18 protein-coding genes are annotated in these 24,585 nt (G+C 54.1%); 8 read left to right on the top strand and 10 right to left on the bottom strand.

The window, feature by feature from the left end:
- Positions 1–67 precede the first annotated feature (67 nt).
- Together B880_RS0104600 and B880_RS0104595 are read left to right on the top strand one after the other, a co-directional pair.
- Positions 68–2,695, top strand: a complete 2,628-nt coding sequence (locus tag B880_RS0104600; protein ID WP_036645389.1) for a YdbH family protein — start codon at positions 68–70, stop codon at positions 2,693–2,695.
- The gene (locus B880_RS0104595; RefSeq protein ID WP_017346202.1) at positions 2,692–2,883 is read left to right on the top strand and encodes a YnbE family lipoprotein; all 192 of its coding nucleotides are present in this window, start codon (positions 2,692–2,694) and stop codon (positions 2,881–2,883) included. The genes B880_RS0104600 and B880_RS0104595 overlap by 4 nt, the downstream gene beginning before the upstream one ends.
- A gap of 50 nt (positions 2,884–2,933) precedes the next feature.
- Here B880_RS0104595 and B880_RS0104590 read toward each other — a convergent pair whose 3' ends face one another.
- A complete protein-coding gene (locus tag B880_RS0104590; RefSeq protein WP_017346201.1) occupies positions 2,934–3,533 on the bottom strand; it encodes an FMN-dependent NADH-azoreductase in 600 nt (199 codons plus the stop codon).
- A 231-nt stretch (positions 3,534–3,764) separates the two neighbouring features.
- On the opposite strand from B880_RS0104590, the gene hrpA reads away from it, so the two are divergent.
- The gene (gene hrpA, locus B880_RS0104585) at positions 3,765–7,664 is read left to right on the top strand and encodes an ATP-dependent RNA helicase HrpA (RefSeq protein ID WP_017346200.1); all 3,900 of its coding nucleotides are present in this window, start codon (positions 3,765–3,767) and stop codon (positions 7,662–7,664) included.
- Between the two features lie 64 nt (positions 7,665–7,728).
- Here hrpA and B880_RS0104580 read toward each other — a convergent pair whose 3' ends face one another.
- The 8 genes from B880_RS0104580 to B880_RS0104545 form a co-directional block, all read right to left on the bottom strand.
- Entirely contained in the window at positions 7,729–8,775 is a 1,047-nt protein-coding gene (locus tag B880_RS0104580; protein WP_017346199.1) for a hypothetical protein, read from the bottom strand.
- Positions 8,772–10,493, bottom strand: a complete 1,722-nt coding sequence (locus tag B880_RS0104575; RefSeq protein WP_017346198.1) for an AAA family ATPase — start codon at positions 10,491–10,493, stop codon at positions 8,772–8,774. The genes B880_RS0104580 and B880_RS0104575 overlap by 4 nt, the downstream gene beginning before the upstream one ends.
- 227 nt (positions 10,494–10,720) lie before the next feature.
- A complete protein-coding gene (locus B880_RS27230; protein WP_017346197.1) occupies positions 10,721–12,103 on the bottom strand; it encodes a cytochrome c in 1,383 nt (460 codons plus the stop codon).
- A complete protein-coding gene (locus B880_RS0104565; RefSeq protein ID WP_017346196.1) occupies positions 12,096–13,700 on the bottom strand; it encodes a GMC family oxidoreductase in 1,605 nt (534 codons plus the stop codon). Before B880_RS0104565 ends, B880_RS27230 begins: the two co-directional genes overlap by 8 nt.
- Before the next feature lie 23 nt (positions 13,701–13,723).
- Positions 13,724–14,227, bottom strand: coding sequence for a sugar dehydrogenase complex small subunit (locus tag B880_RS0104560; RefSeq protein WP_017346195.1), 504 nt, complete (start codon positions 14,225–14,227; stop codon positions 13,724–13,726).
- A 55-nt stretch (positions 14,228–14,282) separates the two neighbouring features.
- Entirely contained in the window at positions 14,283–15,662 is a 1,380-nt protein-coding gene (locus B880_RS0104555) for a cytochrome c (protein WP_017346194.1), read from the bottom strand.
- A gap of 2 nt (positions 15,663–15,664) precedes the next feature.
- Complete coding sequence (locus tag B880_RS0104550; RefSeq protein ID WP_017346193.1) at positions 15,665–17,293, bottom strand: GMC family oxidoreductase; 1,629 nt, start codon at positions 17,291–17,293, stop codon at positions 15,665–15,667.
- Between the two features lie 21 nt (positions 17,294–17,314).
- The gene (locus tag B880_RS0104545; RefSeq protein WP_017346192.1) at positions 17,315–17,854 is read right to left on the bottom strand and encodes a sugar dehydrogenase complex small subunit; all 540 of its coding nucleotides are present in this window, start codon (positions 17,852–17,854) and stop codon (positions 17,315–17,317) included.
- Positions 17,855–18,619: 765 nt separating this feature from the next.
- On the opposite strand from B880_RS0104545, the gene B880_RS0104540 reads away from it, so the two are divergent.
- Genes B880_RS0104540 through B880_RS0104520 form a run of 5 tightly spaced genes read left to right on the top strand, consistent with a single transcriptional unit; the run spans position 18,620 to position 23,350 of the window.
- Positions 18,620–19,441: an ABC transporter ATP-binding protein gene (locus tag B880_RS0104540; RefSeq protein WP_017346191.1), complete on the top strand. Its 822-nt coding sequence runs from the start codon at positions 18,620–18,622 to the stop codon at positions 19,439–19,441.
- Positions 19,441–20,448, top strand: a complete 1,008-nt coding sequence (locus tag B880_RS0104535; protein ID WP_017346190.1) for an iron chelate uptake ABC transporter family permease subunit — start codon at positions 19,441–19,443, stop codon at positions 20,446–20,448. The genes B880_RS0104540 and B880_RS0104535 overlap by 1 nt, the downstream gene beginning before the upstream one ends.
- Positions 20,445–21,497 (top strand): FecCD family ABC transporter permease, encoded by a 1,053-nt coding sequence (locus B880_RS0104530; RefSeq protein ID WP_017346189.1) that lies wholly within the window; start codon positions 20,445–20,447, stop codon positions 21,495–21,497. Before B880_RS0104535 ends, B880_RS0104530 begins: the two co-directional genes overlap by 4 nt.
- A 15-nt stretch (positions 21,498–21,512) precedes the next feature.
- The gene (locus tag B880_RS0104525; protein WP_017346188.1) at positions 21,513–22,463 is read left to right on the top strand and encodes an ABC transporter substrate-binding protein; all 951 of its coding nucleotides are present in this window, start codon (positions 21,513–21,515) and stop codon (positions 22,461–22,463) included.
- A complete protein-coding gene (locus B880_RS0104520; protein ID WP_017346187.1) occupies positions 22,460–23,350 on the top strand; it encodes a MurR/RpiR family transcriptional regulator in 891 nt (296 codons plus the stop codon). Before B880_RS0104525 ends, B880_RS0104520 begins: the two co-directional genes overlap by 4 nt.
- 40 nt (positions 23,351–23,390) lie before the next feature.
- Here B880_RS0104520 and B880_RS0104515 read toward each other — a convergent pair whose 3' ends face one another.
- Positions 23,391–24,203, bottom strand: a complete 813-nt coding sequence (locus B880_RS0104515; RefSeq protein ID WP_017346186.1) for a trypsin-like serine peptidase — start codon at positions 24,201–24,203, stop codon at positions 23,391–23,393.
- Between the last annotated feature and the right edge of the window lie 382 nt (positions 24,204–24,585).

Below are 24,585 nucleotides of genomic sequence, written 5' to 3'. Positions count from 1 at the left end.
ACAAGCTAACCTTCAATCAGCGGACAAACCGTGTCATCATTATCGTCAGGAATTTGTTAAGAACAGGATTATCGTGCTGATTTCTCGCCGTTTACGTCGCCCGCTTGCTGTGGTGATGGCTTTAATAGTGCTCGTGCTGGGGCTGCTCCTGACCGTAAGCCAGTGGCTGCCCCGGCTGGCTGGCTTTTGGCTGCCTGCGGATACGCGCATTGAACTGGAGAAAGGCATTGGTTTTCACCAGCATCAACTGGTACTGCAACAGATTCGATACCTTGCGGATGACTGTGCCATCGCGACATTATCCAACGCCCGGCTGGGCTGGAAGCAGGGGCGCTGGCAATTACAGGCAGATAAACTGACGCTAAATAGCCTGTGCTGGCAAAACCTCTCCTCATCGCCTGGCGACCAGGCACCCCGCACGCTGCAACAGTGGCAGGCGTTGTTGCCGGGGGCTGATATTCATCTGGCAACCATTGAAGTGCTGCCATGGCAACAGTACGCGGGACAGCTGGATATGCAGCTGGATGCACAGCAGCAGGTGGTGCATTTTCGGGGTGATAACCTCCAGCTTGACGCCAGTCTCGCCGGGCAACAGCTGCACATTTCCCATCTGCAGGTGCAGGACAGCCATCTGCCACAACCCGTGACGCTGGAAGGGAACGTTGAGTTACCGCCACTGGCTGACGGTGCCCCGCTCAGCGGTGCGGTGAACGCGTCACTGTCATTAACTGACTGGCCGCAGCCACTGAATCTCGCTTTGCAGTGGCAGCAACAGCAGGGCACTTTAGAGGTCACTACGGCCAGCCAAACCGCGCCCTTGCTGCATCTGCCGTGGCACCTTGATCAACAACAGATCGTGATTGAAAACGGGCAATATCAGTGGCCACTCAGTAGCCAGCCGCTCTCTGGTTTCCTGACGTTGCGGCTCGACAACTGGCGTGCCGGACTGGATGCCACCACCCTTACCGGACGTCTGAATGTGTTAACCCAGGGGCGGGGCGGGAAAGGCAATGCAGTGTTAAATATTGGGCCGGGTAAACTCAGCCTGACCGAGAGTCAGCTGCCGCTGCAACTCACGGGGGAAAGTAAACTGTCTGAGTTGCAGCTCTATGCCACGCTGCATGGCGTACTGAGCGGAGCCGTAATGGACCCGCAGCTAGCCTTCCAACCAGGGAGTTTGCTGCGTTTACGCGGACGTGTATTAGACAGTTTTGATGTCCAGGAGGCGCGCTGGCCGCTGGCTGGCGTTCGTCTTTCGTCACAAGGTATCAACGGGCGGCTCCAGGCGATTGTACGGGCCAATAATCCATTGGCCGGTCCGTTACAGCTTCATCTGGACGGGGGGGCCAGCAATTTCTGGCCGGACAGCGGTGAATGGCGCTGGCGTTACTGGGGAAGCGGTGAACTGCGCCCGGTCAATGCGCGCTGGCAGGTGCAGGGTAACGGTGGCTGGCAGCAGACGCTGATCCATTTTGACCAGATGGAAGCGCGTTTTAACCAATTTAAATACGGTATTGCCCAGGTCGATCGGCCTTTGCTGAAGCTTACCGCGCCCGTCAACTGGCAGCGTGACCCCGGGCAACCGGCCTTTAGCGGTTCCTTCAGCCTGAGTGCCAGAGGCACAACCTTCGATTTTGGTGGCCGATTACCGCCAGGGGCGATGACTTTTGATGCCAAAGGGCGCGATCCTGGGGCTTTCATCTGGCGCGGGGCGATGCAGGCCGGGGAGATTGGCCCGCTGCGCGTGCATGGCCGTTGGGATGGTTCACGGCTACGCGGTGAAGCCTGGTGGCCAACCCAGTCGTTGAAGGTGTTCCAGACGCTGCTGAATCCCGATCTCAAACTTCAAATCACCGGTGGCGATCTTCAGGCGCAAGTGGCCTTTTCTGCGGCCAGCGATCAGGGGTTCCGCGCCGGGGGACACTGGCTGGTGAAGAAGGGGAGCTTGCTGCTGCCGGACAGCGAAATCAACGGACTGGATTTTTCACTGCCATTCCGGCTGGAAAACCAGCGCTGGCAGTTGGGGATCAAAAATCCGGTGGCGCTGCGTATTGGCGAATACCGGAACCAGTTTACTGCCCATGACATTCGCGCCGATTTGATGGGCTTCTGGCCGTGGAGTGAATCTCATCCTCTCTCGCTCCAGGATGTCAGCATGCGCATGTTGGATGGCGAGATCACCCTGGCACAATTGCGTCTGCCGCAGCATCAGGCGGCCACAGTGAAACTCAACCAGATCAGCATGAGCCACCTGGTTACCGCGCTGAAACCCAAACAGCTAGCGATGTCGGGACGGATTGACGGTGAGCTGCCGCTGTGGCTGGAAAATAGCCAGTGGCTGGTACAGCAAGGCTGGATTGCCAACAGCGGCCCGTTAACGCTGCGTCTGGATAAAGACATGGCAGATGCGCTGACGCGTAGCAACTTTGCGGCGGGTGCGGCGCTGGACTGGCTGCGTTATATGGAGATCCATCAGGCGCGTACGCGTCTCGATCTGACCCGTAACGGTGATATGACATTACAGGCCCAGGTCCAGGGCACCAGCCGTTTCAGTAACCGTAATCAACTGGTTAATCTTAACTATCGCCAACAGGAAAATCTGTTCCAGCTATGGCAGAGCCTGCGTTTCGGCGATAATGTGCAATCCCGCGTGGCGCAACAAGCTACGCTGCCTGAGCAAAAGGACGCAAAATGAGCCCAAGGGCACTCTGGCTACTGGCCGCCTTCCTGCCACTTTCCGGCTGTACGCCGCGTATCGAAGTGGCAGCCCCGAAAGATCCCATCACCATCAATATGAATGTGAAAATCGAGCACGATATAAATATCAAAGCGGATAAAGACGTGGAGTCGTTACTGAAAGATCAGAGCGGGCAAAACAAATAAAAAAAAAGCCGGGCGCGAGGCCCGGCAAAAACGGATAACAAACTTTTCGCTTAAGCGGTAACGATCTGTGCAATCACTTCTTTAGCATCGGTCGCGGCTTTGGTCGCGACTTCTGGGCCATACGCCATGCCTTCTGCGAACACGAAGTTCACATCAGTGATACCGATAAAGCCGAGGAACAGCTTCAGGTAAGGGGTCAGCAGGTCAGATGGGGTGTCTTTGTGGATGCCGCCACGGCTGCTCAGAACCACAGCGCGCTTACCGGTGATCAGACCCACTGGGCCGTTTTCGGTGTAGCTGAAGGTGACGCCAGCGCGAGCAATCAGGTCGAAGTAGGTTTTCAACTGAGTAGGGATGTTGAAGTTGTACATCGGTGCAGTCAACACGATCACGTCATGCGCTTTCAGCTCAGCAATCAGTTCGTCAGACAGCGCCAGCGCTTCCTGCTGACGTGGGCTAAGAGGGGCTTCGGAAGGACGCAGTGCGCCAACCAGTTCACCATCCAGCACCGGAATTGGGTTAGTGGCCAGGTCACGTACGGTAACGTCGTCACCATTGGCTTTCGCCTGCTCAACATAAAAATCAGCCAGTTGGCCAGACTGTGAATAACCGGCGAGGATGCTGGATTTCAGAACTAATACTTTGCTCATTGTCGTTTCCTGTACGTTACGCGGAAGGCTTTCCGCTCAATGCTTTACACTGTACGGACATCTTTCGTCAGCATAAAGCGCAATATTTCGAGACCTATGTTCGAATTTATTGAATAACCGCAGCCGGGGCTTAACCGGGGGTGCGGAAAAATATGCTAGGATAGCCGCAGTTAACAGTTGATTCAGCGTTGCGCCGGGCGCAGCGCCGCTCCGAGAAGGTATTCCACCATTATGTCATCGCCGGTATCAACCCCATTTTCCCCGCTCTGGACCCGACTTGATGCGCTGATGTTGCGCGATCGCCAACAGCTGGTTCGCCGTCTGAAAGGGGCGGAAAAAACCAAAGGCGCTGCGGCGCAGCAGAAGATCGCTGAAGAACTGACGGCGCACATCGTTCAGGCAGAGCAGCGTGTTGCGCTACGCCAGGCGGCAACGCCGACGATTCGCTTCCCGGAAAACCTGCCGGTCAGCCAGAAACAGCAAGCCATTGCCGACGCGATCCGCGACCATCAGGTGGTGATTGTGGCCGGTGAAACCGGCTCCGGGAAAACCACGCAGCTACCGAAAATCTGTCTGGCCTTAGGGCGCGGGGTGAAAGGCTTGATTGGCCACACTCAGCCGCGTCGTCTGGCCGCGCGTACCGTCGCAAACCGTATTGCAGAAGAGTTGGAAACCTCCCTCGGCGGGTGTATCGGTTACAAGGTCCGTTTTAACGATCAGGTCAGTGAAACCACACAGGTGAAGCTGATGACGGACGGGATTCTGCTGGCGGAGATCCAGCAAGACCGGTTGCTGCTGCAATATGACACCATCATCATCGATGAAGCGCACGAACGTAGCCTGAACATTGATTTCTTGCTGGGCTATCTGCGTGAACTGCTGCCGCGTCGTCCAGATTTAAAAGTGATCATCACCTCGGCCACCATCGATCCGCAACGTTTTTCCCGTCACTTCCACAATGCGCCCGTGATTGAAGTGTCCGGCCGCACCTACCCGGTAGAAGTGCGTTATCGCCCGGTCGTGGAAGACGCAGAGGATACCGATCGCGATCAGCTCCAGGCCATTTTCGATGCGGTGGATGAACTGGGGCAGGAGAGTCGTGGCGACATTCTGATCTTTATGAGCGGCGAGCGTGAAATCCGTGATACCGCCGATGCGCTAATGAAGCGCGATCTGCCGCATACCGAAGTGCTGCCGCTGTATGCACGTTTGTCCAATGCCGAGCAAAACCGCGTGTTCCAAAGTCACAGCGGTCGTCGCATTGTGCTGGCGACTAACGTGGCGGAAACCTCATTGACGGTGCCAGGCATCAAATATGTTATCGATCCCGGTACCGCACGTATCAGCCGCTACAGCTACCGCACCAAGGTGCAGCGCTTGCCGATTGAGCCAGTATCACAGGCCTCGGCGAATCAGCGTAAAGGGCGCTGCGGACGTGTTTCTGAGGGGATCTGTATTCGTCTCTACAGCGAAGATGATTTCCTGAGTCGCCCGGAGTTCACCGATCCCGAAATTCTGCGCACCAACCTCGCCTCGGTCATTTTGCAAATGACGGCGTTAGGGTTGGGGGATATCGCTGCATTCCCGTTTGTTGAAGCGCCGGATAAACGCAATATTCAGGACGGCGTGCGGTTGCTGGAGGAGCTGGGTGCGATCACCCTCAACGAGGTCGGGCATTACAAACTGACCGCTTCGGGCCGCCAGTTGGCGCAGCTTCCGGTCGATCCGCGTCTGGCCAAAATGGTACTGGAAGCGCAGAAGTTTGGCTGCGTGCGCGAAATGATGATCATCACCGCAGCCCTCTCCATTCAGGACCCGCGTGAAAGGCCGGTGGAGAAACAGCAGGCCGCAGATGAAAAGCACCGTCGTTTTGCGGATAAAGAGTCGGACTTCCTGGCTTACGTCAACCTGTGGAATTATCTGCAAGAGCAGCAGAAAGCCCTGTCGGGCAACCTGTTCCGCCGCCAGTGTAAAACCGAGTTTTTGAACTATCTGCGCGTGCGCGAATGGCAGGATATCTATACCCAGCTGCGCCAGGTGGTGCGTGAACTGGGCATGCCTGTGAACAACGAGCCGGCACCGTTCCGTGAACTGCACTGCGCACTTCTCACCGGCTTGCTGTCGCACATCGGTATGAAGGATGCGGAAAAGCAGGAGTTTAGCGGTGCGCGTAACGCTCGCTTCTCTATCTTCCCTGGCTCCTCGTTATTTAAAAAGCCACCAAAATGGACGATGGTCGCGGAGCTGGTTGAAACCAGCCGCCTGTGGGGGCGCACTGCGGCACGTATCGATCCCGAGTGGATTGAACCGCTGGCTCAACATCTCCTGAAACGCAGCTACAGCGAACCTCACTGGGAGAAGGCGCAGGGCGCAGTGATGGCGATGGAAAAAGTCACCCTGTATGGCTTACCGATTGTGGCTGCCCGTAAGGTCAACTACAGCCAGATCGATCCGGCCCTCAGCCGTGAGTTGTTTATTCGCCATGCGTTGGTGGAAGGTGACTGGCAGACGCGCCATGCCTTTTTCCGGGCCAACCTCAAGTTGCGCAGCGAGATTGAAGACCTCGAACATAAATCACGTCGCCGCGATATTCTGGTGGATGATGAAACCCTGTTCGCCTTCTATGACCAGCGCGTTGGCACTGAGGTGGTGTCTGCCCGCCACTTCGACAGCTGGTGGAAACAGGCCAGTCGTGACAATGCCGATCTGCTGAACTTTGATAAACAGATGCTGATCAAGGAGGGGGCGGCAGGCGTTAGTCAACTCGACTACCCGAACTTCTGGCATCAGGGCAATTTAAAGCTCAAGTTAAGCTATCAGTTTGAGCCGGGCGCAGATGCCGATGGAGTGACGGTACATATTCCACTGCCGTTACTGAATCAGGTGGAAGAGACAGGTTTTGAGTGGCAGATCCCCGGCGTGCGGCGTGAGTTAATCATCGCATTAATCAAATCACTGCCAAAACCGCTGCGCCGCAACCTGGTGCCAGCACCTAACTACGCGGAGGCTTTCCTTGGTCGGGTAACAGTGGGGGAGTTACCGCTGCTGGATGCGCTGGCGCGGGAGTTTCGTCGCATGACCGGCGTTACGCTGGAACGCGAGAACTGGCAGTGGGATCAGGTGCCCGATCACCTGAAAATGACCTTCCGCGTAGTGGATGAAAACCAGCGTAAACTGCGTGAGGGTAAAGACCTCACCGAGCTGAAAGCGGCGCTGAAACAGAAGGTGCAAGAGACGCTGTCGCAGGTGGCGGACGACGGCCTTGAGCAGAGTGGGCTGCATATCTGGAGTTTTGGCGATTTACCGCAAAGCTACGAGCAGAAACGCGGTGGCTACAAGGTGAAAGCCTGGCCTGCACTGGTCGATGACAATGACAGCGTGGCGATTCGCCTGTTTGACAGCGAGCTGGAGCAGCAAAAGATGATGTGGCGCGGCCAGCGCCGCCTGCTGCTGTTGAATATTCCTTCTCCGGTGAAATACCTGCATGAGAAGCTGCCGAACAAGGCGAAGCTTGGCCTCTACTTCAACCCGTACGGCAAGGTATTGGATCTGATTGATGACTGTATTGCCTGCGGGATTGATAAGCTGATGGCGGAAGCCGGTGGCCCGGCCTGGCAGCAGGAGAACTTCGAGCAGTTGCGCGATAAAGTGCGTGCCGAGCTGAATGATACCGTGGTGGAGATCGCCAAACAGGTCGAGCAGATCCTGACGGCGGTGTTTAACATCAATAAGCGCCTGAAGGGGCGTGTGGATATGACGCTGGCGCTGGCATTATCTGATATTAAAAACCAGATGAGCGGCCTGGTGTATCGCGGTTTCGTCACCGGCAACGGCTGGTCGCATCTGGCGGATGTCTTGCGTTACCTGAACGGGATTGAACGCCGTTTAGAGAAACTGCCGATCGATCCACACAGCGATCGTGCGCGCATGTTAAAAGTGCAGGCGGTAGAGCAGGCGTGGCAAACATGGCGTAATAAGCTGCCTCCGCAGCGGCTGGATGACGCCGAAGTGCAGGCGATCCGCTGGATGCTGGAAGAGTTGCGCATTAGCTACTTTGCCCAGCAGTTGGGTACGCCATATCCGATTTCAGATAAGCGTATTGTGCAGGCGATGGAGCAGGTTGGGGGTTAATCATCATCGTATTATGGTCCCGAGATATTCTTTTTCCCGGGACCATTAATAATTGATGTGAAATTTATGATTTAAGGTAATTTTTATCAACATCAAAGACTTTCAAAATATCTCTGTTCAGTTTTGCATAAGATTTTTGCAGTATGTTATTTTTCTCTCGTGGCGCTTTGGGTTCTAACATTTTAAAAAATCGCTTTTGTTCATCTTGTCCTGTATGGCGGGAACTTAATAAATGTCTGTTGACGTATACACCTTCTGAGAATTCAGGCGCTGATGCTGTGGTAAGATAATTTAAATAGCGATTTTCTAACTCAAGATCGACTGCTAATTTCTCTTGTGTTGACGTTGTCTTTTCTAAATGGATGGTCGTTAAAGCTTCACCACCCAAAATATTTTGCGTTGTTTTAAAGGTGTACTCTTCATCAAAACAGTTTAGAAATGGATGAAGATGACTGCTTAAAGTGAACTCCTGCGCAAGCTTGATTCTGGCATTACAATTAGAGCAAGATGGAATGTGATTGTAAAACGACATTGACAGGTAAGGATAGCAAACTTCTGAATAGAAATGGTCAAGTTCAAACAGAGCCTGATCTCGTCCTTTTTTATTTTTGAAAATGATAGCAGGTGTTGAATTGCAATAAACACAGGTTGCCTTTTTGAAAAACAGGCATTTGTATATCTCGGTGAAGGTTTTTGAATTTCTATAGTTCCCATATTTGAATACTTCATCAATGAGTCTTTTTCCAAATTCAGTGCTTTTCCTCTTATCGTCATCTAAAGAGTAAAAGTATTCGTCACCAATGATTCCTCTAATCGTCGAGATCTCTTTTTCCATCATTTCGGGTTTAAGCTTGACGATTTCTTCAAGTTTTCCCGGGCTCGTTAGATATTCAAGGAATTCTATATGAGTATCATCAGGTTGAACCTGTTTTAGTGGTTGGGTATTACGGTGTTTTTTTATTTCATTTAAAAGATCTTCGGCTCGCATTGATATTGACCGAGCTAATGTTTTCCCCTTATCCATATACAACCATAAGGTCTGTTCGCAACCATCGAGAACGCCTTGTACATCAGGATTGTGCATGCGAATATGTTCTTTGATGTTTATCATGCTTCACCATCCTGGAAAATATCATGCATTTTTTTTAACTTTTCTTTTATGTGATATAAGATTATTTCATCGCCAATGATATCAAGGGCTTGATGAAGGATACTTATATCTTGTTCTGATACTTCATCAGCATCAATGAGGGTTAATATTTTACTTATGTATGTTCGTGCAATACTTCCCATGCTCTGATAGCCAATGCCAAAAACTTTAGCATAAAGATCATAAAGATTAGCACCAAAGGTATTGGGCACTTGTGGAGTGTTTTCAGTATTATGGCCCATAATGCTGATGCATTGTTTTGGAATATCAGATAATAGCAGCGGTGAATGGGTCGTAAGAATAATTTGTATTTTATTTTCTGTTAAATAGGGAAGCGTTTCGATAAGTTTTCCAAGGAACTGAACCTGCCATTGCGGGTGAAGATACAGGTCCGGTTCATCAATACACAGCAATGTTCCGTCAATCTTCTGCTCGATCTCCTGATCGATACTTGCCCAGATAGCACTGTAAAGATCAAGATAGGCTTTTTCCCCCGAACTTTGGCCTACCCAACGTGTATAACATCCCGTGCAACGATTGAATAGCCCGGTCATGATTAACAGAGTATTTGAATTTTGCCCGTTCAGAGGCATGAAGAAAACAGTTTTCGCAGCTTTAGCGGAAACATCCATTTCAATATCGGCATAAGAGATTAAAGCTGAAATATTAAGCAGGAAATGAATGGTGCTCGTGAGAGAGTAGTTATTAGAGTATGGATTGTCAGGCTGTAGGTCATCTGCGTGTCGGGCGATAATCTTTAAAATGGAATCACTATCTTCCCATGTTTCTTCACGAAGTGAATCAATGACTTTCCAAAAAAAAGGCGATTCTTTATCTAAGTGTGCCATGAAATCTTCAATGAAAAGATGCTTCATTAGAAAATTGATAACAAAAGCCTGTTTGTCCGCACGATGATTAGATCTTTCATTCTGAATGATATCAATGAATTTAAGTAAGATATCTTCTATTTGATAACCGCTTTGTTTTCCGTAACTATTTGTTTTTGTTTGCTTTACCCTTTCCCTTAATTTGATTCCGGGAAAAGCTGAGATTTTAAATTCAATCCCAACGGGTGGTGTCAGCTTTAAATCCTGGAAAGCATCAGACTTGATGAACCTGATCTGCTTTTCAATATCACTTTCAAATTCTTTTCCCCTTCTGACAAAGTTAAGCTTAGCATCATTTTTATTATTGACGGAGAGGTCGTGCACAGTCTCTGGCAAAGCCAGCAAATTTCCATCGAAGACATTCGAGTAGAATATCACTCTGCATTTATCTGTCTCGGAATGCAGAGGATCAATATTAATAAATTCAGGGATGGAAAGTTCGTATGCTAAATTGGTAGATAAAAACAATTCCCCATCCGATTCATAGATAACAAACCAATGATTACTGAGTGATGTCGGATCTTTCAAGCAACGACAGATAAGTTCTAAAGCGGTTGTTTTTCCCGAGCCATTAATCCCAACCAACGCACTAATATTACTGATCTTATCACCATATAATTTGCTGGTGATATTCGGTTTGGTAGTGGCAGTAATCTGATACCCATCAAAGTTGAATTCATAGTCGCTACTCAGGTTCAACCCGAAGTTTATTAAGTTCTTGTAACGCTCAGTCCATATATAACAAATCTGCATTTCCCTGCCCTGTGTGTCAGCACCCCGTGGACTCTCCATCGCCCGATCTTCAGGCAGCTATGAGAAAACCACGGGTATGTAAAGAATGAGTAAGACTGATGATAGTAAGCAATTTCCTGGCGTAACGCTACGCCGGGCGGGAAGGGAAAAATACAGGCCAGCAAACGTTCACAGAGAGGGAGCAAGCAGGGAAGTCAGGCAAGTGGATAACGTAGAACATGCGCCACTAAAAGGAGGTTGCCGCAGACGCGACAACCCCATTGTGATTAGTGACGGCGGCGACGCCACCACCAGAACAGCGCGATAAGCACCACCACTGCGCCCGCGGCCATACCGCCACGTGCTAACAGCAGCAGCGGGGAAGCTGCTCCACCGTTGCGCAGGGTTTTCACTCGATCGGCGGTAATCTGCACCTGACTGTGGCCAATATCTTTCATCACATAGTTAGTGATGTCCGCGATTTGGCTATCGTCCAGCGATCCAGCAAAGCCGATCATGCCCTGGCCTTTCTCTGGCCATACGCCCTGCAAAATCGCCATCGCGACGTTGTCGGCGGTGGGTTTCTCCAGTACCGGATGACCTTTCAGCGGTGGTAAACCGTTCAACCCGCTGCCTTGCAGGTTATGGCAGGCGGCGCAGTTGCTGTTATACAACTTCTCACCGCTGCTCATCCCATTAAAGGCCGCTGGGGTATCATCCCCGCTGACGGGCGTTAGCTTGTTTGCCGAAGCCGAAGCCGAAGCCGAAGCCGAAGCCGAAGCCGAAGCCGAAGCCGAAGCTGAAGCCACTTGTGCTTCCGGCAACAGATAGCTGGCGATGGCTGCACGATCTTCCTCCGTCATGCGCGAGAAGCTCTTATCAATCGCTTCCAGCATCGGGCCGCCTGCGGTCGCGCCATTATCTGCGTGTCCAGTGGCAAGGTATTCAGCCAGCGACTGCTGCGTCCAGCGTTGGTTCTGTTGCAGCGTTGCAGCGGTAATATCCGGCGCAAACCAGGTGCCGAGTGAAGCTCCCTGGAGATTTTTGTCAGCCTGCTCTGCCATCAGGAAGTTACGCGGCGTATGGCAGGTACTACAATGGGTCAGACCTTCAACCAGATACGCCCCACGATTCCACTCAGCAGACTTGTTGGTATCCGGGGTGAACGGCTGATTATCTAAGAACAGCAGGTTCCAGGCCGCCATGCTAAACCGCAGGTTGAACGGGAACGGCAGCTCCGTCGCTTGCGGCCTGGTATCTACCGCTTTTACGCCGTGCATAAAGTACGCGTAGAGATCCGCCACATCGGCATCGCTTAACTTCGCGTAAGCGGTGTAGGGCATCGCAGGATAGAGCTGCGCACCATCGCCACGTTTACCTTCTCGCAGGGCGGCAGCGAATTGCGCCTCGCTGTAATTGCCGATACCGGCCACTTTTGACGGCGTGATATTGGTACTGTAAATGGTGCCGATCGGGCTGGTGATGGCATGTCCGCCGCTAAAGGCCGCTTTGCCCTCGTCGCTGTGACAGGCTCCGCAGTCTCCGGCAATCGCCAGATACTCACCACGCTTGATCTGCGCCGCCTGGTCGTCTGCTTGGGCAGGCAGGGCAGCGGCCAACATCAGCGCCAATGTGGTGCAGGTCAACAGAGGTTTCAAACGATTAACCATGTTGCGTCTCCTGCAAAATCTTATCAGCGGTGCGCAGTGCCAGCGCCATGGCGGTCAGGGTCACGTTACAGGTTCCTACGGTTGGCATCACGCCGGTGCCGACCATAAACAGGTTTTCATGGTCATGGGCGCGCCCCCAGGCATCGGTCACGCTGGTGGCCGGGTCGAGTCCCATGGAGAGGGTGCCGGTAATGTGCTGACGGTTGGAGAACGCGCCGGTTTTACTGTGCTTGATATTGGTGCCGCCCAGTTTTGCCGCAATCGCATCATAGGCTTCCCGCGTTTTCTCGGTGCCTTTCAACACGTAGTCATCCACGTTCCAGTACAGCGATGGGGTTGGCAGGCCAAGTTCGTCTTTCTTCGCGCTTAACGTCACGCGATTATTCGGATCGGGCAACTGCTCCAGCGCATTTTTAATACTCAAACGACGGGCGGCACGGAAGCGGATCTGATCTTCCAGCTTCTGACCAAAATAGCCTTCAGCCAGTAGCTCTTTCGTCACGGCGGCAACCTGTGAAGCATTTGAGATATCGATACGGAACGGTGCATGTTCGCTACGGAATTCACCGTCGCGGAACTGGCCAATGGAGCAAGGGCTGACAGGGCCACGACCGGGCCAAATCTCTTCATCGACGTCAAAAGTAATGCCGATCGCCGGGTGATCGCACAGGTTACGTCCCACGTTGTCGTGTGAATTGGCGATACCCTGCGGGAATTTATCGCTGGTGGACATCAACAGCAGTTTTGGCGTTTCAATGGCGTTGGCAGCCAGTACAAACGTCTCTGCCGTCACCCGGTGCGAGGTTTTGTTCCAGTCATAGTAGCTTGCCGCAACGATGCGCCCCTGGCTGTCATGCTCCAACTGGTACACCACCGCTTCGGTGATCACTTTTACGCCACTGTCTTCAGCCTGCTGTGCCGCCAGACCGCCGTGATACTGCGCGTCAATCGGGCACAGTGGCATGCAGTTGTTGTTGCCGCAGCAGGCCGGGCGGCCATCATAGCTGTGGCTGTTACGTCCGGTGCTGTCATCCAGCACGTTAAAGTCCGGTGCCAGACGCGCGGTGACACGCTGTTGCAGCCAGGAAGCCGGAACGCGTTCCATCGGGTAGGGCTTGCTGCGTGGTGAACCGTTGTTGGGTGAGCCACCTACGCCCGCAATCACTTCCGCTTCATAGTAATACGGTTCGATATCGTCATAGCCAATCGGCCAGTCTTTACCGACGCCATACTGGCTGTGCTGACGGAAATCATTCGGCACGAAGCGCCACAGCTGCGCTGCCCAGTGCCAACTGGTGCCGCCAAAAATACGAATATACTGCGCCGCAAACGCGTGCGGGCCGGTCTGCTCCAGATAGCCGTTCGGCTCTGGGGTATAGCGCGGCTGCGGGGCTTTTGGCGAATAGGGATAGGGGGACATAAAGTCGGATTTAAACGCCGACGAACGAAAGCGTTCTACCAGCTCGTCGCGGCCAATCTTCGGGCCAGATTCGAGCAGCAGTACTGATTTGCCTGCTTTCGCCAGTCGGGTGGCCAGCAGCGAGCCGTTAACGCCCGCGCCAATGACTACCACATCGGCAGAGAGTGTATTGTTCATAAATGACATTGCTCAATAAAAAATCAGGGCTGTTGCGCCCAACTGCCACAAGGGCCATAAGAGAAACCGGGCGGAACGACTTTGTCCTTCACCGCCTGATTCGCCAGCGTATTGATATAGGTGACGTAGAGGGCATTGTTGCCTTTGCCGACGACCCCGTTGTACCAACCCCCGAGAATGCTTTTAGCCAGTTTTTCACTGGCGGCATTTTGTTCGGGCAAGACCAGCTTATCCTGCTGTAAGAGGGCAGGCTGGCTGGATAACAGTGCATCCAGCTGTGCCAACCCTGCCGGGAAATCCTTTTGCGTCAGGTTCAGTGCCTGTACCAGCGCCTGAGCCACCGTCGGGTTAAGCTGACTCTGCTGCGTCAGCTGTTGTGACACGCGCAAAAACACCGCCAGCGATGGGGCTGCTGGGGTAAGCTGCGCGGCAAAAACGCGCGGTACAGATAACAGTTGGCCTGCGGCATTGCTCAGTGCCACCAGCCCAGCCACCTGTAAAACGCGTCGGCGTGAATAGTGCTTCATGATTTTCTCTTTTTACGCAACCTGTCGCCCACCGGCGGGCGACAGAGGGGAATACTTACCGGGTACGACGGCGATACAGCACCACACCCAGCACGACCAGTAGCAGCACGACGCCGCCAGCAACACCCACTTGAGCCAGCATCACCAGCGGTGATACCGGGCCACCACGGCGCACTTCAGCCACCTGTTCCGGTGTTACCGCTGCTGTGTTGTTGCCGTAGTGCTGTAATAACCAGTTGGACAAGGTTGCTACCTGCTGGTCATTGAGTGAGTTAATCGCGTTGGGTTGGGTGCCAAATGGCGGCATAAAGACCTTACCTGCCGCTGTGTTGCGCTCCACACCAAACAGTATAGTTGCGATGGTATTTTGCGGATGTGCCAGTGCCGTGGCGCTGTTATTAAACAGGCTCGGATAGTAGCCGTCTTTGCTACCCTGGCCGCTGCTGCCGTGGCATGAGGCACAGTTAGCGGAGTAGAGGCGTGCACCTTCGTCCGCGACGGGAGTTGTGAACGCCTCGCCACGGAAAGCCGACAAGTTCTGGTATGGCTGGCCCTGACCGAAACGAGAAGTGCCGGTTGCTGGCGCGTGACGATCCGGCACGCTGAGGATGTACTCCGCCATGGCGTTAATATCGTCATCCGTCAAATGCTGGAAACTGTGGCTGATGGCTTCGGCCATACTGCCTGCCGCCTGGGCTTTACCGGCCAGATGACCAGTACGCAAATAGGTGGCTAAATCCTGCTGTGACCAACTGCCGATCCCAGTGACAGGATTGCCGGTAACGTTCGGCGCATACCATGAGCCGACTACGGCACCGGTAAACGCATCTGCCTGCTGCTCTTGCATCAGGAAACCACGGGGCGTATGGCAGGTGCTACAGTGGGCTGCGCCCTCGACCAGATAGCGCCCACGGTTCCAACTGGCGGATCGGCTGCTGTCTGGCTGATAGCCTGGCGGGTTCAGGAACAGCATATTCCAGAAGCGCATCGAGAAGCGGATGCTCAGCGGGAACGGCAGATGGGTCTCCGGACTGGCACGATCCACGGGCATCACGCCCTGCATGAAGTAGGCGTAGAGCGCATGGATATCGCTGTCGGTAAAGGTGGCGTAGGCCGTGTAGGGCATCGCCGGGTAGAGCTGCGCGCCATCGGCCCGCACCCCTTTTCGCAGGGCATCCGCGAACTGCTGCTCACTGTAGTTGCCAATCCCGTCGCGCTTCGAAGGGGTAATATTGGTGGCAATGATCTCACCCACCGGCGAGGCAATGGCTTTGCCTCCGGCAAACGGCTGCTGTTCTGATGTTGTATGGCAGGCCGTACAGTCCGCCGCCACGGCCAGATACTCACCCTGTTTAATCAGGGATGGGGCATCAGGGGCGGCACTCGCGGCAGCAGTAAACAGCAGGGCGGCAAACAGGCTCAGACGGAAATTCATCTTCACACCCCCTTCGCTTGTTGCACGATGGCGTCAGCGGCCTTGAACGCCAGCGCGGTCATGGTCAGGGTGCTGTTACCGCAGGCGGTGCTGGCCATGTTGCCGCCACCGGGCAGGAACAGGTTAGGGTGATCGTGAGAACGACACTCAACGTCAACCACCGAATTCCCCGCATCATGCCCCATCACCAAACCGCCCATGATGTGCTTGCTCTGGTTAAACTGGGTGGAGAATTTCTTCTCAGTGGCGCCCATGGCATCGGCAATTTTATGCGCCAGCGGCAGCGAGTATTCGCGCGCAGAACGGCGCACATACTCGCCCACATCGTAATGGATGGCGGGTTTTGGCAGGCCGAGCCAGTCTTTTTTGTCTGACAAGGTCAGGCGGTTGTTGGCATCCGGCAGGATCTCATGTGCCAACACGATATCCGCCGTGCAGGCGGTCATGCGGCGGATCTCTTCATCCAGTGCTTTCCCCACCAGCCCTTTTTTCAACGCTGCGAAGGTGACAAAGCGATTGCGGGCGAAATTGTTAAAGCGGAAATAGGCACCCGCATGCCGGGAACGGAAATCCCCCTGCGAGGTTTCCATAATGCCGCTGTTCACCACCGGACCGACGCCCGCCCAGTAAGGATCTTCCAGCGTCACGGTCATGGTGATCTGCGGATGGTCCATCATGTTGCGACCCACCTGATCGGAGCTATTGGCAATGCCCTGTGGGTTACGGCTATCCGCTGACATTAACAGCAGCTTCGGCGTTTCCAGCCCGTTACAGGCAATGATAAACAGCTTGCCACTGACGCGATGGGTTTCACGTTTCTGGTCGTAATAGTGCACCGCTTCAATGTGATTCTGCGCATTGGTTTCAATGCGCCAGACCACCGCATTACAGAGAATGGTGGCCCCTTTGACCTCCAGTCGTGCCAGTGCGGTTGAAGCATCATATTTCGCTGCGACCGGGCAAACGGGTACGCAGTTATTGTTGGCACAGCAGGCTGGGCGGTCGTCATAAGGCATGCCGCTGTTGCGGGCCTGCGCGGTGGGAATATTGTTCAGCCCCAGGTGCTGTTTCACCACTTCGGTGAAACGTGCCTCACCGGGCCCGAAGGGCAGTGCGGGCATGGGATAGGCGGTGGAGCGGCGTGCAGGCCACTGCAACGCGGGATCGCTTGGGCCGCAGATACCCAGATGCTGCTCGGCGCGGGCATAAAAAGGTTCCAGTGTGTCGTAGTCAAAGGCCCAGTCGCGGCCCACGCCATACAGCGACTTCAAACGCATATCGTCTGGCGTTAAGCGCCAGCAGGTGCCCGCCCAGTGCCAGGTTGATCCTCCGGCGTAGCGCACATAGCTTTGTGCGTAGGAGTCTGGGCCGCTGAGCTGCAAATAGCCTTTACCGGGACCGGCGGGTTCAGGATGCGGTGCCCACTCACGCGAGGGGTAACACTCAATCGGGTTCCCTTTGGCTGCCAGCGGCAGATTACGGTAGTTTTCGACGATTTCAGCGCGCGGCACGCGCGGACCTGCTTCCAGCATCAGGACCGGAATACCGGCATCCAGCAGTTGTTCTGCAATGACCACACCGACCACGCCGGTGCCAACAATCACCACAGGAGATTGTGAAGAGGTTGCCATAATTATCTTCTTTAGCGAGAGTTAGAATTGCGGTACGGGAAGAACCGGTGTGTTGCTGCGCTGCCAGTTATTTGGGCCACTGAAACCGTAAGACGGGATGGTGATCGCGTCTAAGGTGGTGTGCCACGTCATAGCTTGTTCAAACGCAAAGGTCTTGGCAGTGCGCGTAGGTTGCAGACTGCCGGTGTACCAGCCAAAGATAATTTTGTAGGCCAACGCCTGCAGTGCGCCTTCAGGAATTGCCGGGAAGAAGTCTTCCACCACGTTTGCCTGATGGGTCTGCGCTATGGCAATCAACTGTTGGATCTGTTCGGTGAGCTGAGGTTCTTCTGCCGCCAGTATCGGCAACATACGCTGTCCCATGGACTCATCTAACTGATGGTTGACCAGTAAGCGCGAGATCTGCATAAAGGCGCTGAATGCGGGTTGCGTACCCGGTAGTGCGAAAGCGGGCAGCGAGGAGGTTACTAAACCACTGGCAAGGATAATCGCACCGCTGAGTAAAACTTTGCGGCGTGAAAGAAGAACCTGCCCGGCGGGAGGATCGTCATGGTGAAGCATGTTTTCGTATCCTGATGTCTTAAAAAGCTCACAAAAAAAAGCGCCCCGGTTGAGAAACAAGGCACTTGAGAGTGGTTACTTCGGTTAATTAATTATGTTTTTTGGGTTTTGTTTGTAACCTGAGTGATAGTTTTATATCACAAGGTTAAACAACTGTTAAACAAAACGCTAATGTCATAAAAAATATGGGGGATTACAGGTCAAGTCTGGTGGTGTTTTTCAGGATAACGTATTGAAGACTCAGGGAAGTTTGGGTGAGGGGAGGCACAATACAAGGCCGTAGGGGGAGAGATTAAAATTCTACACTGGTGCTTAACTCCCGATGACTTCTCCACCATCCTCCCCTGAATTACTCGTCAGGATGTGTCAGACCGGCTTCGCCGGATATCGGCAATCAGTCGTCTGGCTGGCGAACGTCGAACGCGGAAAGTAGATCTGCCTGTACAATTGAGACTTATTCTGGCATGAGGTATGTAGTAGTAAAATCTAAAAATTAGCTGAGCACTACAGACTCTTTGCCATCTGATCATCGACTAGTGGCAAGATTAAAATATCGAATAATCTTTTATTTATTAATGAATTAAATTATTTTCTCTGCGATTTAAATGCGACGGGTAAATGCAGCTTTGTCGCGGGTTTCAGCAACCCTGATTCACTTGACTACTACAGCCATCCCCCGCAAGATCACGAACAACGAATGATACGTATTTTTATTTACTGTGCATCATGCACAGCGGTAGCGGGTCTGCCGTAGAGGAGTAAATCGTGCAGCCTGTTAACAGTGCGGAAAAACATCCGCAGCTGGCGCTGAATAACCTGAGTGCCGGCTACGAAAAGCAGCTGATTGTGGATGGCGTCAGCCTGAACATCACCCCCCATAAAATGACCGTGTTGATTGGTGCTAACGGCTGTGGCAAATCGACACTGCTCAATACCATTGCCCGGATGCAGCCGCCGATGGCGGGATGCGCCACGCTGGATGGCAAAGTTATCCATCAACATCCAACCAAAGCTATCGCCCGGCAGTTAGGTATTCTGCCGCAGTCTCCGCTGTTGCCGGAAGGGGTAACCGTGACTGAACTGGTGGCTCGCGGACGTTTTCCCTGGCAAGGATGGCTGCGACAGTGGTCGGAACAGGATGAACAGATCGTCGCGGAAGCGCTGGAGCTGACGGGATTAACGGCGCTGGCGACCCAACCGGTAGCGACACTCTCTGGCGGCCAGCGACAACGCTGTTGGATCGCCATGGCGCTGGCGCAGTGTACGCCGATTATCCTGCTGGATGAACCCACCACCTTTCTGGATATCCGCTATCAGGTTGAGATCATGGAGCTGCTACATCGCCTGACGCGTGAGCATCAGCGAACGGTGGTCGTGGTGCTGCACGATCTCAATTTTGCCCTGCACTACGGTGATGTGCTGGTGTTTCTCAAGCAGGGTAAACTCCAGGGCGTGGTGAATGAGGGTGAGGAGTGCAGCGCGGAACTGATCACCCATGTATTTGATACACCGGTGCAAAAGCTGGTGAATCCAGTGAGTGGTAAAGCGGTATTTTTGCCTTTCCGCACGACGGAAGGGCAGCACTGATGTCGCTGCTATCAACCAGTACTCGTCATCCGGGAACGTGCTATCTGATGTGGCAAGCGGTGCTGGCGGTGAGCTTACTGGCGGCAGCATGGTTGCATGTGTCATTGGGGGCCAGAGCGATGCCGTTGCATCAGGTACTCCAGCTGGTGCTGCATTACGATGCCGGAAACTTTAGCCAGCGTATATTTGTCGATATTCGCCTACCTCGCCTGTGTGCTGCCCTGTTGACCGGTGCTGCACTGGGTGTGGCGGGCTTACTGTTGCAGAACATCATTCGTAACCCCATCGGCGAACCGCACATTTTGGGCCTGAATGCAGGGGCTGCGTTGGCGGTAGTGCTGACCAGCACAACGGGCGTATTCCTCCCACGCCCGCTGGTTGCTTGCCTCGGTGGGGCGCTGCTGTTTGGTCTGGTGGTCGCCGTCTCTTCTGCTGGACGCGGCGGGTTGACCCCGTTAAAGGTGACCCTGTGTGGCGTCGCCCTCTCAGCCTTTGCTTCTGCGCTCACCGCCGCCACGTTGCTGCTGAATGAACAGACGCTGCTCGCCGTGCGAACCTGGTTGGTGGGTGATTTAGCCGGTGTTAACTGGACGCTGATCAAAGCGGCGCTTTGGCCAGTGAGTGGTGGGTTGTTAATCGCGCTGGGATTAACGCCTTCACTTAACGTTCTGGCTCTGGGAGACCGCCTGGCTCTGGGACTGGGGTTAAATCTGGTTCGGGTCAGACTATCAGGCGTGATTGCCGTGGCCTTGCTTTGCGGTGCTGCGGTCTCCATTGCCGGACCGATAGGGTTTATTGGTCTGGTGGTGCCAAACCTGGTGCGCCTGGTGGTACAGGATATGCGTTATGCCATGCCGCTGTGCGCCTCGCTGGGGGCGTTGATCTTGCTGCTGGCAGATTGTGTTGCCCGTACCTTGCTGGCACCGCAGGAACTGGCAACGGGCTTGATGACCGCTTTTATCGGCGCACCGGTGTTTATCTTTCTTGCCAGCCGGGGGCGTTCATGAGCTCAATGTTACCCGCTGTTGGTTTGCGTGTGTGGCGGATAGGACCACTGGCGTTGATCGTGCGGCTTAGCGCAGTTGTGATCCTCACTGGCATGGTATTGCTGGCGTGCGCGATCGCGGTGGGATCGTTGGTGCAGGGCACACTCGCAATGCCAGAAGCCACGTTGATTACCGCACTTTTTCAGCCGGAACATCTCTCGACTTCGCAGCATTATGTGCTGTGGGATATTCGCCTGCCCCGGATTGCGCTGGCACTGCTGTGCGGTGCATTGCTCGGCATGGCGGGGGCTGCAATGCAGGCTAATACCCGTAACGGGCTGGCCGATCCTGGCCTGATCGGGGTCAAAGAGGGTGCCACGGTGGTGGTACTGATAGTGATGCTGATGTATCCGTCAATGAGCCTGCTGTGGCGTCCAGTGGTAGGGACGTTGGGGGGATTGCTGGTGGCTTTCAGCGTGTTGTTGATTGCACGAGACCCTGCGCGCCCGCGTTTTCTGCTCACTGGTATTGGGTTTAGCTGGCTGTTGGCCGCTGGGCTGGGTGTCTTTATCTCTACGGCCAATATCCGCACCGTGCAGACTGCGTTGCTGTGGATGGCGGGCAGCCTGAGCGGGAGCAGTTGGCTGCTGGCAGCCATTGCCTTGGGGTGGAGTTTACCGGCAGTGGTTATTCTGCTGTGGACGCACCGGGCCGGAGAGGTGGTGGCGCTGGGGGAAACCTCAGCGCGTGGGCTTGGGGTGCGGGTGGGGCAGCTTTCTCTGCTGCGTTTTGTGGCCTCGGTGATGCTGAGTGCGACCGCCGTCTCCTGCGTAGGGAGCCTCGGGTTTGTCGGGCTGATGGCCCCACATATGACACGTCTGGTCTTACGTTCTGGACTATTAGGGCAGTGGCTTGGCAGTGCCTGTATCGGCGCTATCCTGGTCCTGATGGCAGACAGTATTGGGCGACTGGCCTTTGCTCCGTTGCAGTTACCTGCCGGGATCGTGATTGCCCTGGTGGGTGCACCCTTCTTTTTGCTGCTGCTGTGGCAGCGGCGTGACCATTTTTGAGGCTTTGAGGGCGGTATGCGTATTTTCCTGTTAGTCATTTCGTTGTTAAGCAGTGCAGCTCATGCTGAGGCGATGCAGACATTTACCGATGATTTAGGGCGTACGGTGAGCGTGCCGGTACATCCGCAACGTATTGTTTCTCTGCACGATTTAGATATCACTATCCCCTTGATTGAGCTGGGCGTGTTACCGGTTGCCAGCCATGGCCGAACGCGGGCTGATGGCACACACACGCTTCGTTCCAGCAAGCTGTTAACCGGGGTAGATTTTGATAACTCTTCCATTGCCTATTTAGGCACGGCAGATATTGACGTTGAGGCAATCGTTGCGGCAAAACCCGACCTGATTATTACCGAGCCCGGCCGCAGCGTACCGGTAGAACAGCTGGAAAAGATCGCACCCACCGTCAGCATTGATCACCTGAAAGGGGGTCCTGCGCGTATTTATAGCAAGCTTGCCGCATTAACCGGGACCCAGGCGCGACTGGCTCTGCTGCAAGCCCGCTATCAGGAACAGATCCATCAGCTACAACAAGCGGTGGATACGCGCCATATCACCGTTGCGGTGATGCAGGCGAATAATGGCAAAATCAACCTGATGCACAGTTACCATGCGCTGGGCCAGGTACTGCGTGATGCCGGGTTTCGCTTCCCGCCGCTGATTGAAAATATTCCACCCGATGGACGAATGGATGTCGGCGCTGAACGGTTACCCGAGCTGGATGCCGATTTTATCTTTGATACCTGGCGTGGCGATAACGGTGGGAAGCCGCAGGATGAAATCGCAGCGATGGATGCGGTGTTACCCGGCTGGTGTGATTTCCTGCATGCCTGTATGCGTGGCCATTACATCCTGGTGACGCGCGAGGAGGCGATTTCCAACACCTATGCGGCATTGGGACTGATGGCCGCTGTGGTGCAGTCACACCTCAGTGTCCAGCCACAGCCAACGGAAACTAAACCATGATTTCACGGCAGCAGCAGAAGAATCGCACCGATATTCTGGGTGATCGTTATCGCGCGCGGGCGCATCAGCTCTCACCGAGGTTACAGAGTGTAGCCCGCTATTTACATGAGCAGCGTGAAGCCGTGCTGGAATCCACCGCGCTCGAGATAGCTGCGGCGACCGGCACTTCCGATGCAACGGTGGTGCGTACCGTGCAGGCGCTGGGCTTTGCCGGGTTGCGCGATCTCAAGCAAACGCTGGAGAAGTGGTTTGGCCCGGCATTGAGCTCGGAAGAGAAGATGAACACCACGCTAACAGGGATGAGCTGTGATGTTGATGCCTCGATCGATTTTGTGCTCGAAGGGCATAAACGCGCCTGTGAAAATCTTGCCCAGCCGCAGAATCGACTGGCGGTGGCCAAAGCAACGGCATTGTTGATTGAAGCGCGCCAGGTGGCGGTGTTTGGCATCAGTGCTTCGGGCATTCTGGCGGATTACAGTGCGCGCCAGTTTAGCCGGATTGGCGTGCCGGGGGTGGCGTTGAACCGCACCGGCATTGGTTTGGCCGAGCAGCTGCTTGCGCTACAACGGGGTGATGTGTTGATTATCATGGCGCAAAAGTCAGCGCATCGCGAAGGCGTGACCACTGTGCGTGAAGCGAAGCGGCTGAACATTCCGATTATTTTACTCACGCACGCGTCAGACTCCTGGTTTGTCAAAGAGGCGGATGTGGTGATTAACGTCCCGCGTGGCGAGGAGAATGGCATGATGCCGCTGCATGGTTCGGTGCTGGTGTGTCTGGAAATGTTGATTCTTTCAATGGCTTCGGCGGTCGCCCAGCGTACCGTGAAGTCGATGCGGCGTATTCAGGATCTGTATAAGGGGTTGAAACCGGTCAGTAAAAAGTAGGCGATGGGCTGTTGTCGTGATAACAGCCCATGTATCAGCACTATTTTTGTGCCAGCGCTTCCAGATTGTCATGGAATGAGGTCACCGCGATGGCGCGGTTGTCGGCGCGATAACGATCTTTAGCCGCCGGGGCTGAGCTTTGCACGGCGATCAGTTGCCACCCTTTGTCGTTGTTTAACAGCAGAGGTGATCCGCTGTCCCCGGGTAGGGTGTCACACTGATGTGACAATACGGCATTTTGTGCCCAGCCGGTGATCAGGCAGTCGGTGTGTGCGTAAAGGTTATCCAGATGGTCTGCCGGATAGCCCGCCTGGGTGATCAACCGTTTTGCTGCCTTAAGATCGGCTGTTAAGTCATCACGTGTACCGGCATATAGCGGGATCGGCGTTATCGCCGAAGGTGGGTTACGTAAGATGACAATGCCGTAGTCGTAAGGTGCAGCACCTGGCGGCACAATCCAACCTTCACCATCGGCTTTTAGCCTGCGCGCGAGACTTGGTTCTACCCGGGCATCGATATCATGCAGTTCATAACGCCAGCCTTTCGGGCCAGACATGAAGCGCAGTGCGACCGGCGGGTCAAATTTGCCGGGAGGTGCCAGCAGGCAGTGCCCAGCGGTGAGCGCAATGTGTTCAGAGATCAGTGTTGCGGTACACAGGTTGCCGCTTTCCGTTTCCAACTGGCCAATGGCATCCCAGGGTGCAGCACTGACATCGGTAATCGCTTTGCGATGATCCTGACCAAAGAACAGCGCTTTAATCTCCGCGGGCGTCGGTGAATCGTCATCGTCGTCGGCGTGTACCACAGTAGAAAGACTGAACAGACCTAAAAGTAACAGAATAGCCAGACGCATAGTGCTCTCAATGGTGAGAAAGGGAAGAGGTTATTGCCATTATGCTTGAGCGATAACTATAGTCGGTGTGCGGTAAAAAAGGGAGTTTGACATGGGAAATCAGCACGCTACACAACGACTAGAGAAAAAAGCACGCTGCAATAATGCCACAAAGGATCATCACAATCAGAATAATTTCGAAGCGATAGCGACGCACCATTTAGGTCACTCCAGTAAGCAAACACCCGGCAGAACCGGGTGTTTTAACATTAACGCTAAGGACGGTAAGTCGACCTTATTTTTTAGCTGCTTTTTTGTGGTGCTTTTTAGCAGCCTGCGCTTTCTGAGCTACAGCTTTTTTCGCTTTGTGGTGTTTTTTAGCAGCCTGAGCTTTCTGAGCTAC

Origin of the sequence: Pantoea sp. A4 (genome assembly GCF_000295955.2) — a bacterium.
Taxonomy (GTDB): Bacteria; Pseudomonadota; Gammaproteobacteria; order Enterobacterales; family Enterobacteriaceae; genus Pantoea; species Pantoea multigeneris.
This window is presented reverse-complemented; position numbering and strand designations above follow the sequence as displayed.

Excerpts from the sequence above, each read along its gene's own strand:
- B880_RS0104520 (WP_017346187.1), top strand. The coding sequence starts at position 22,460 with ATGATTTCACGGCAGCAGCAGAAGAATCGCACCGATATTCTGGGTGAT.
- B880_RS0104530 (WP_017346189.1), top strand. The coding sequence starts at position 20,445 with ATGAGCTCAATGTTACCCGCTGTTGGTTTGCGTGTGTGGCGGATAGGA.
- B880_RS27230 (WP_017346197.1), bottom strand. The coding sequence starts at position 12,103 with ATGGTTAATCGTTTGAAACCTCTGTTGACCTGCACCACATTGGCGCTG.
- B880_RS0104565 (WP_017346196.1), bottom strand. The coding sequence starts at position 13,700 with ATGAACAATACACTCTCTGCCGATGTGGTAGTCATTGGCGCGGGCGTT.
- B880_RS0104555 (WP_017346194.1), bottom strand. The coding sequence starts at position 15,662 with ATGAATTTCCGTCTGAGCCTGTTTGCCGCCCTGCTGTTTACTGCTGCC.
- hrpA (WP_017346200.1), top strand. The coding sequence starts at position 3,765 with ATGTCATCGCCGGTATCAACCCCATTTTCCCCGCTCTGGACCCGACTT.
- B880_RS0104545 (WP_017346192.1), bottom strand. The coding sequence starts at position 17,854 with ATGCTTCACCATGACGATCCTCCCGCCGGGCAGGTTCTTCTTTCACGC.
- B880_RS0104535 (WP_017346190.1), top strand. The coding sequence starts at position 19,441 with ATGTCGCTGCTATCAACCAGTACTCGTCATCCGGGAACGTGCTATCTG.
- B880_RS0104575 (WP_017346198.1), bottom strand. The coding sequence starts at position 10,493 with ATGGAGAGTCCACGGGGTGCTGACACACAGGGCAGGGAAATGCAGATT.
- B880_RS0104590 (WP_017346201.1), bottom strand. The coding sequence starts at position 3,533 with ATGAGCAAAGTATTAGTTCTGAAATCCAGCATCCTCGCCGGTTATTCA.
- B880_RS0104550 (WP_017346193.1), bottom strand. The coding sequence starts at position 17,293 with ATGGCAACCTCTTCACAATCTCCTGTGGTGATTGTTGGCACCGGCGTG.
- B880_RS0104580 (WP_017346199.1), bottom strand. The coding sequence starts at position 8,775 with ATGATAAACATCAAAGAACATATTCGCATGCACAATCCTGATGTACAA.
- B880_RS0104595 (WP_017346202.1), top strand. The coding sequence starts at position 2,692 with ATGAGCCCAAGGGCACTCTGGCTACTGGCCGCCTTCCTGCCACTTTCC.
- B880_RS0104525 (WP_017346188.1), top strand. The coding sequence starts at position 21,513 with ATGCGTATTTTCCTGTTAGTCATTTCGTTGTTAAGCAGTGCAGCTCAT.
- B880_RS0104515 (WP_017346186.1), bottom strand. The coding sequence starts at position 24,203 with ATGCGTCTGGCTATTCTGTTACTTTTAGGTCTGTTCAGTCTTTCTACT.
- B880_RS0104560 (WP_017346195.1), bottom strand. The coding sequence starts at position 14,227 with ATGAAGCACTATTCACGCCGACGCGTTTTACAGGTGGCTGGGCTGGTG.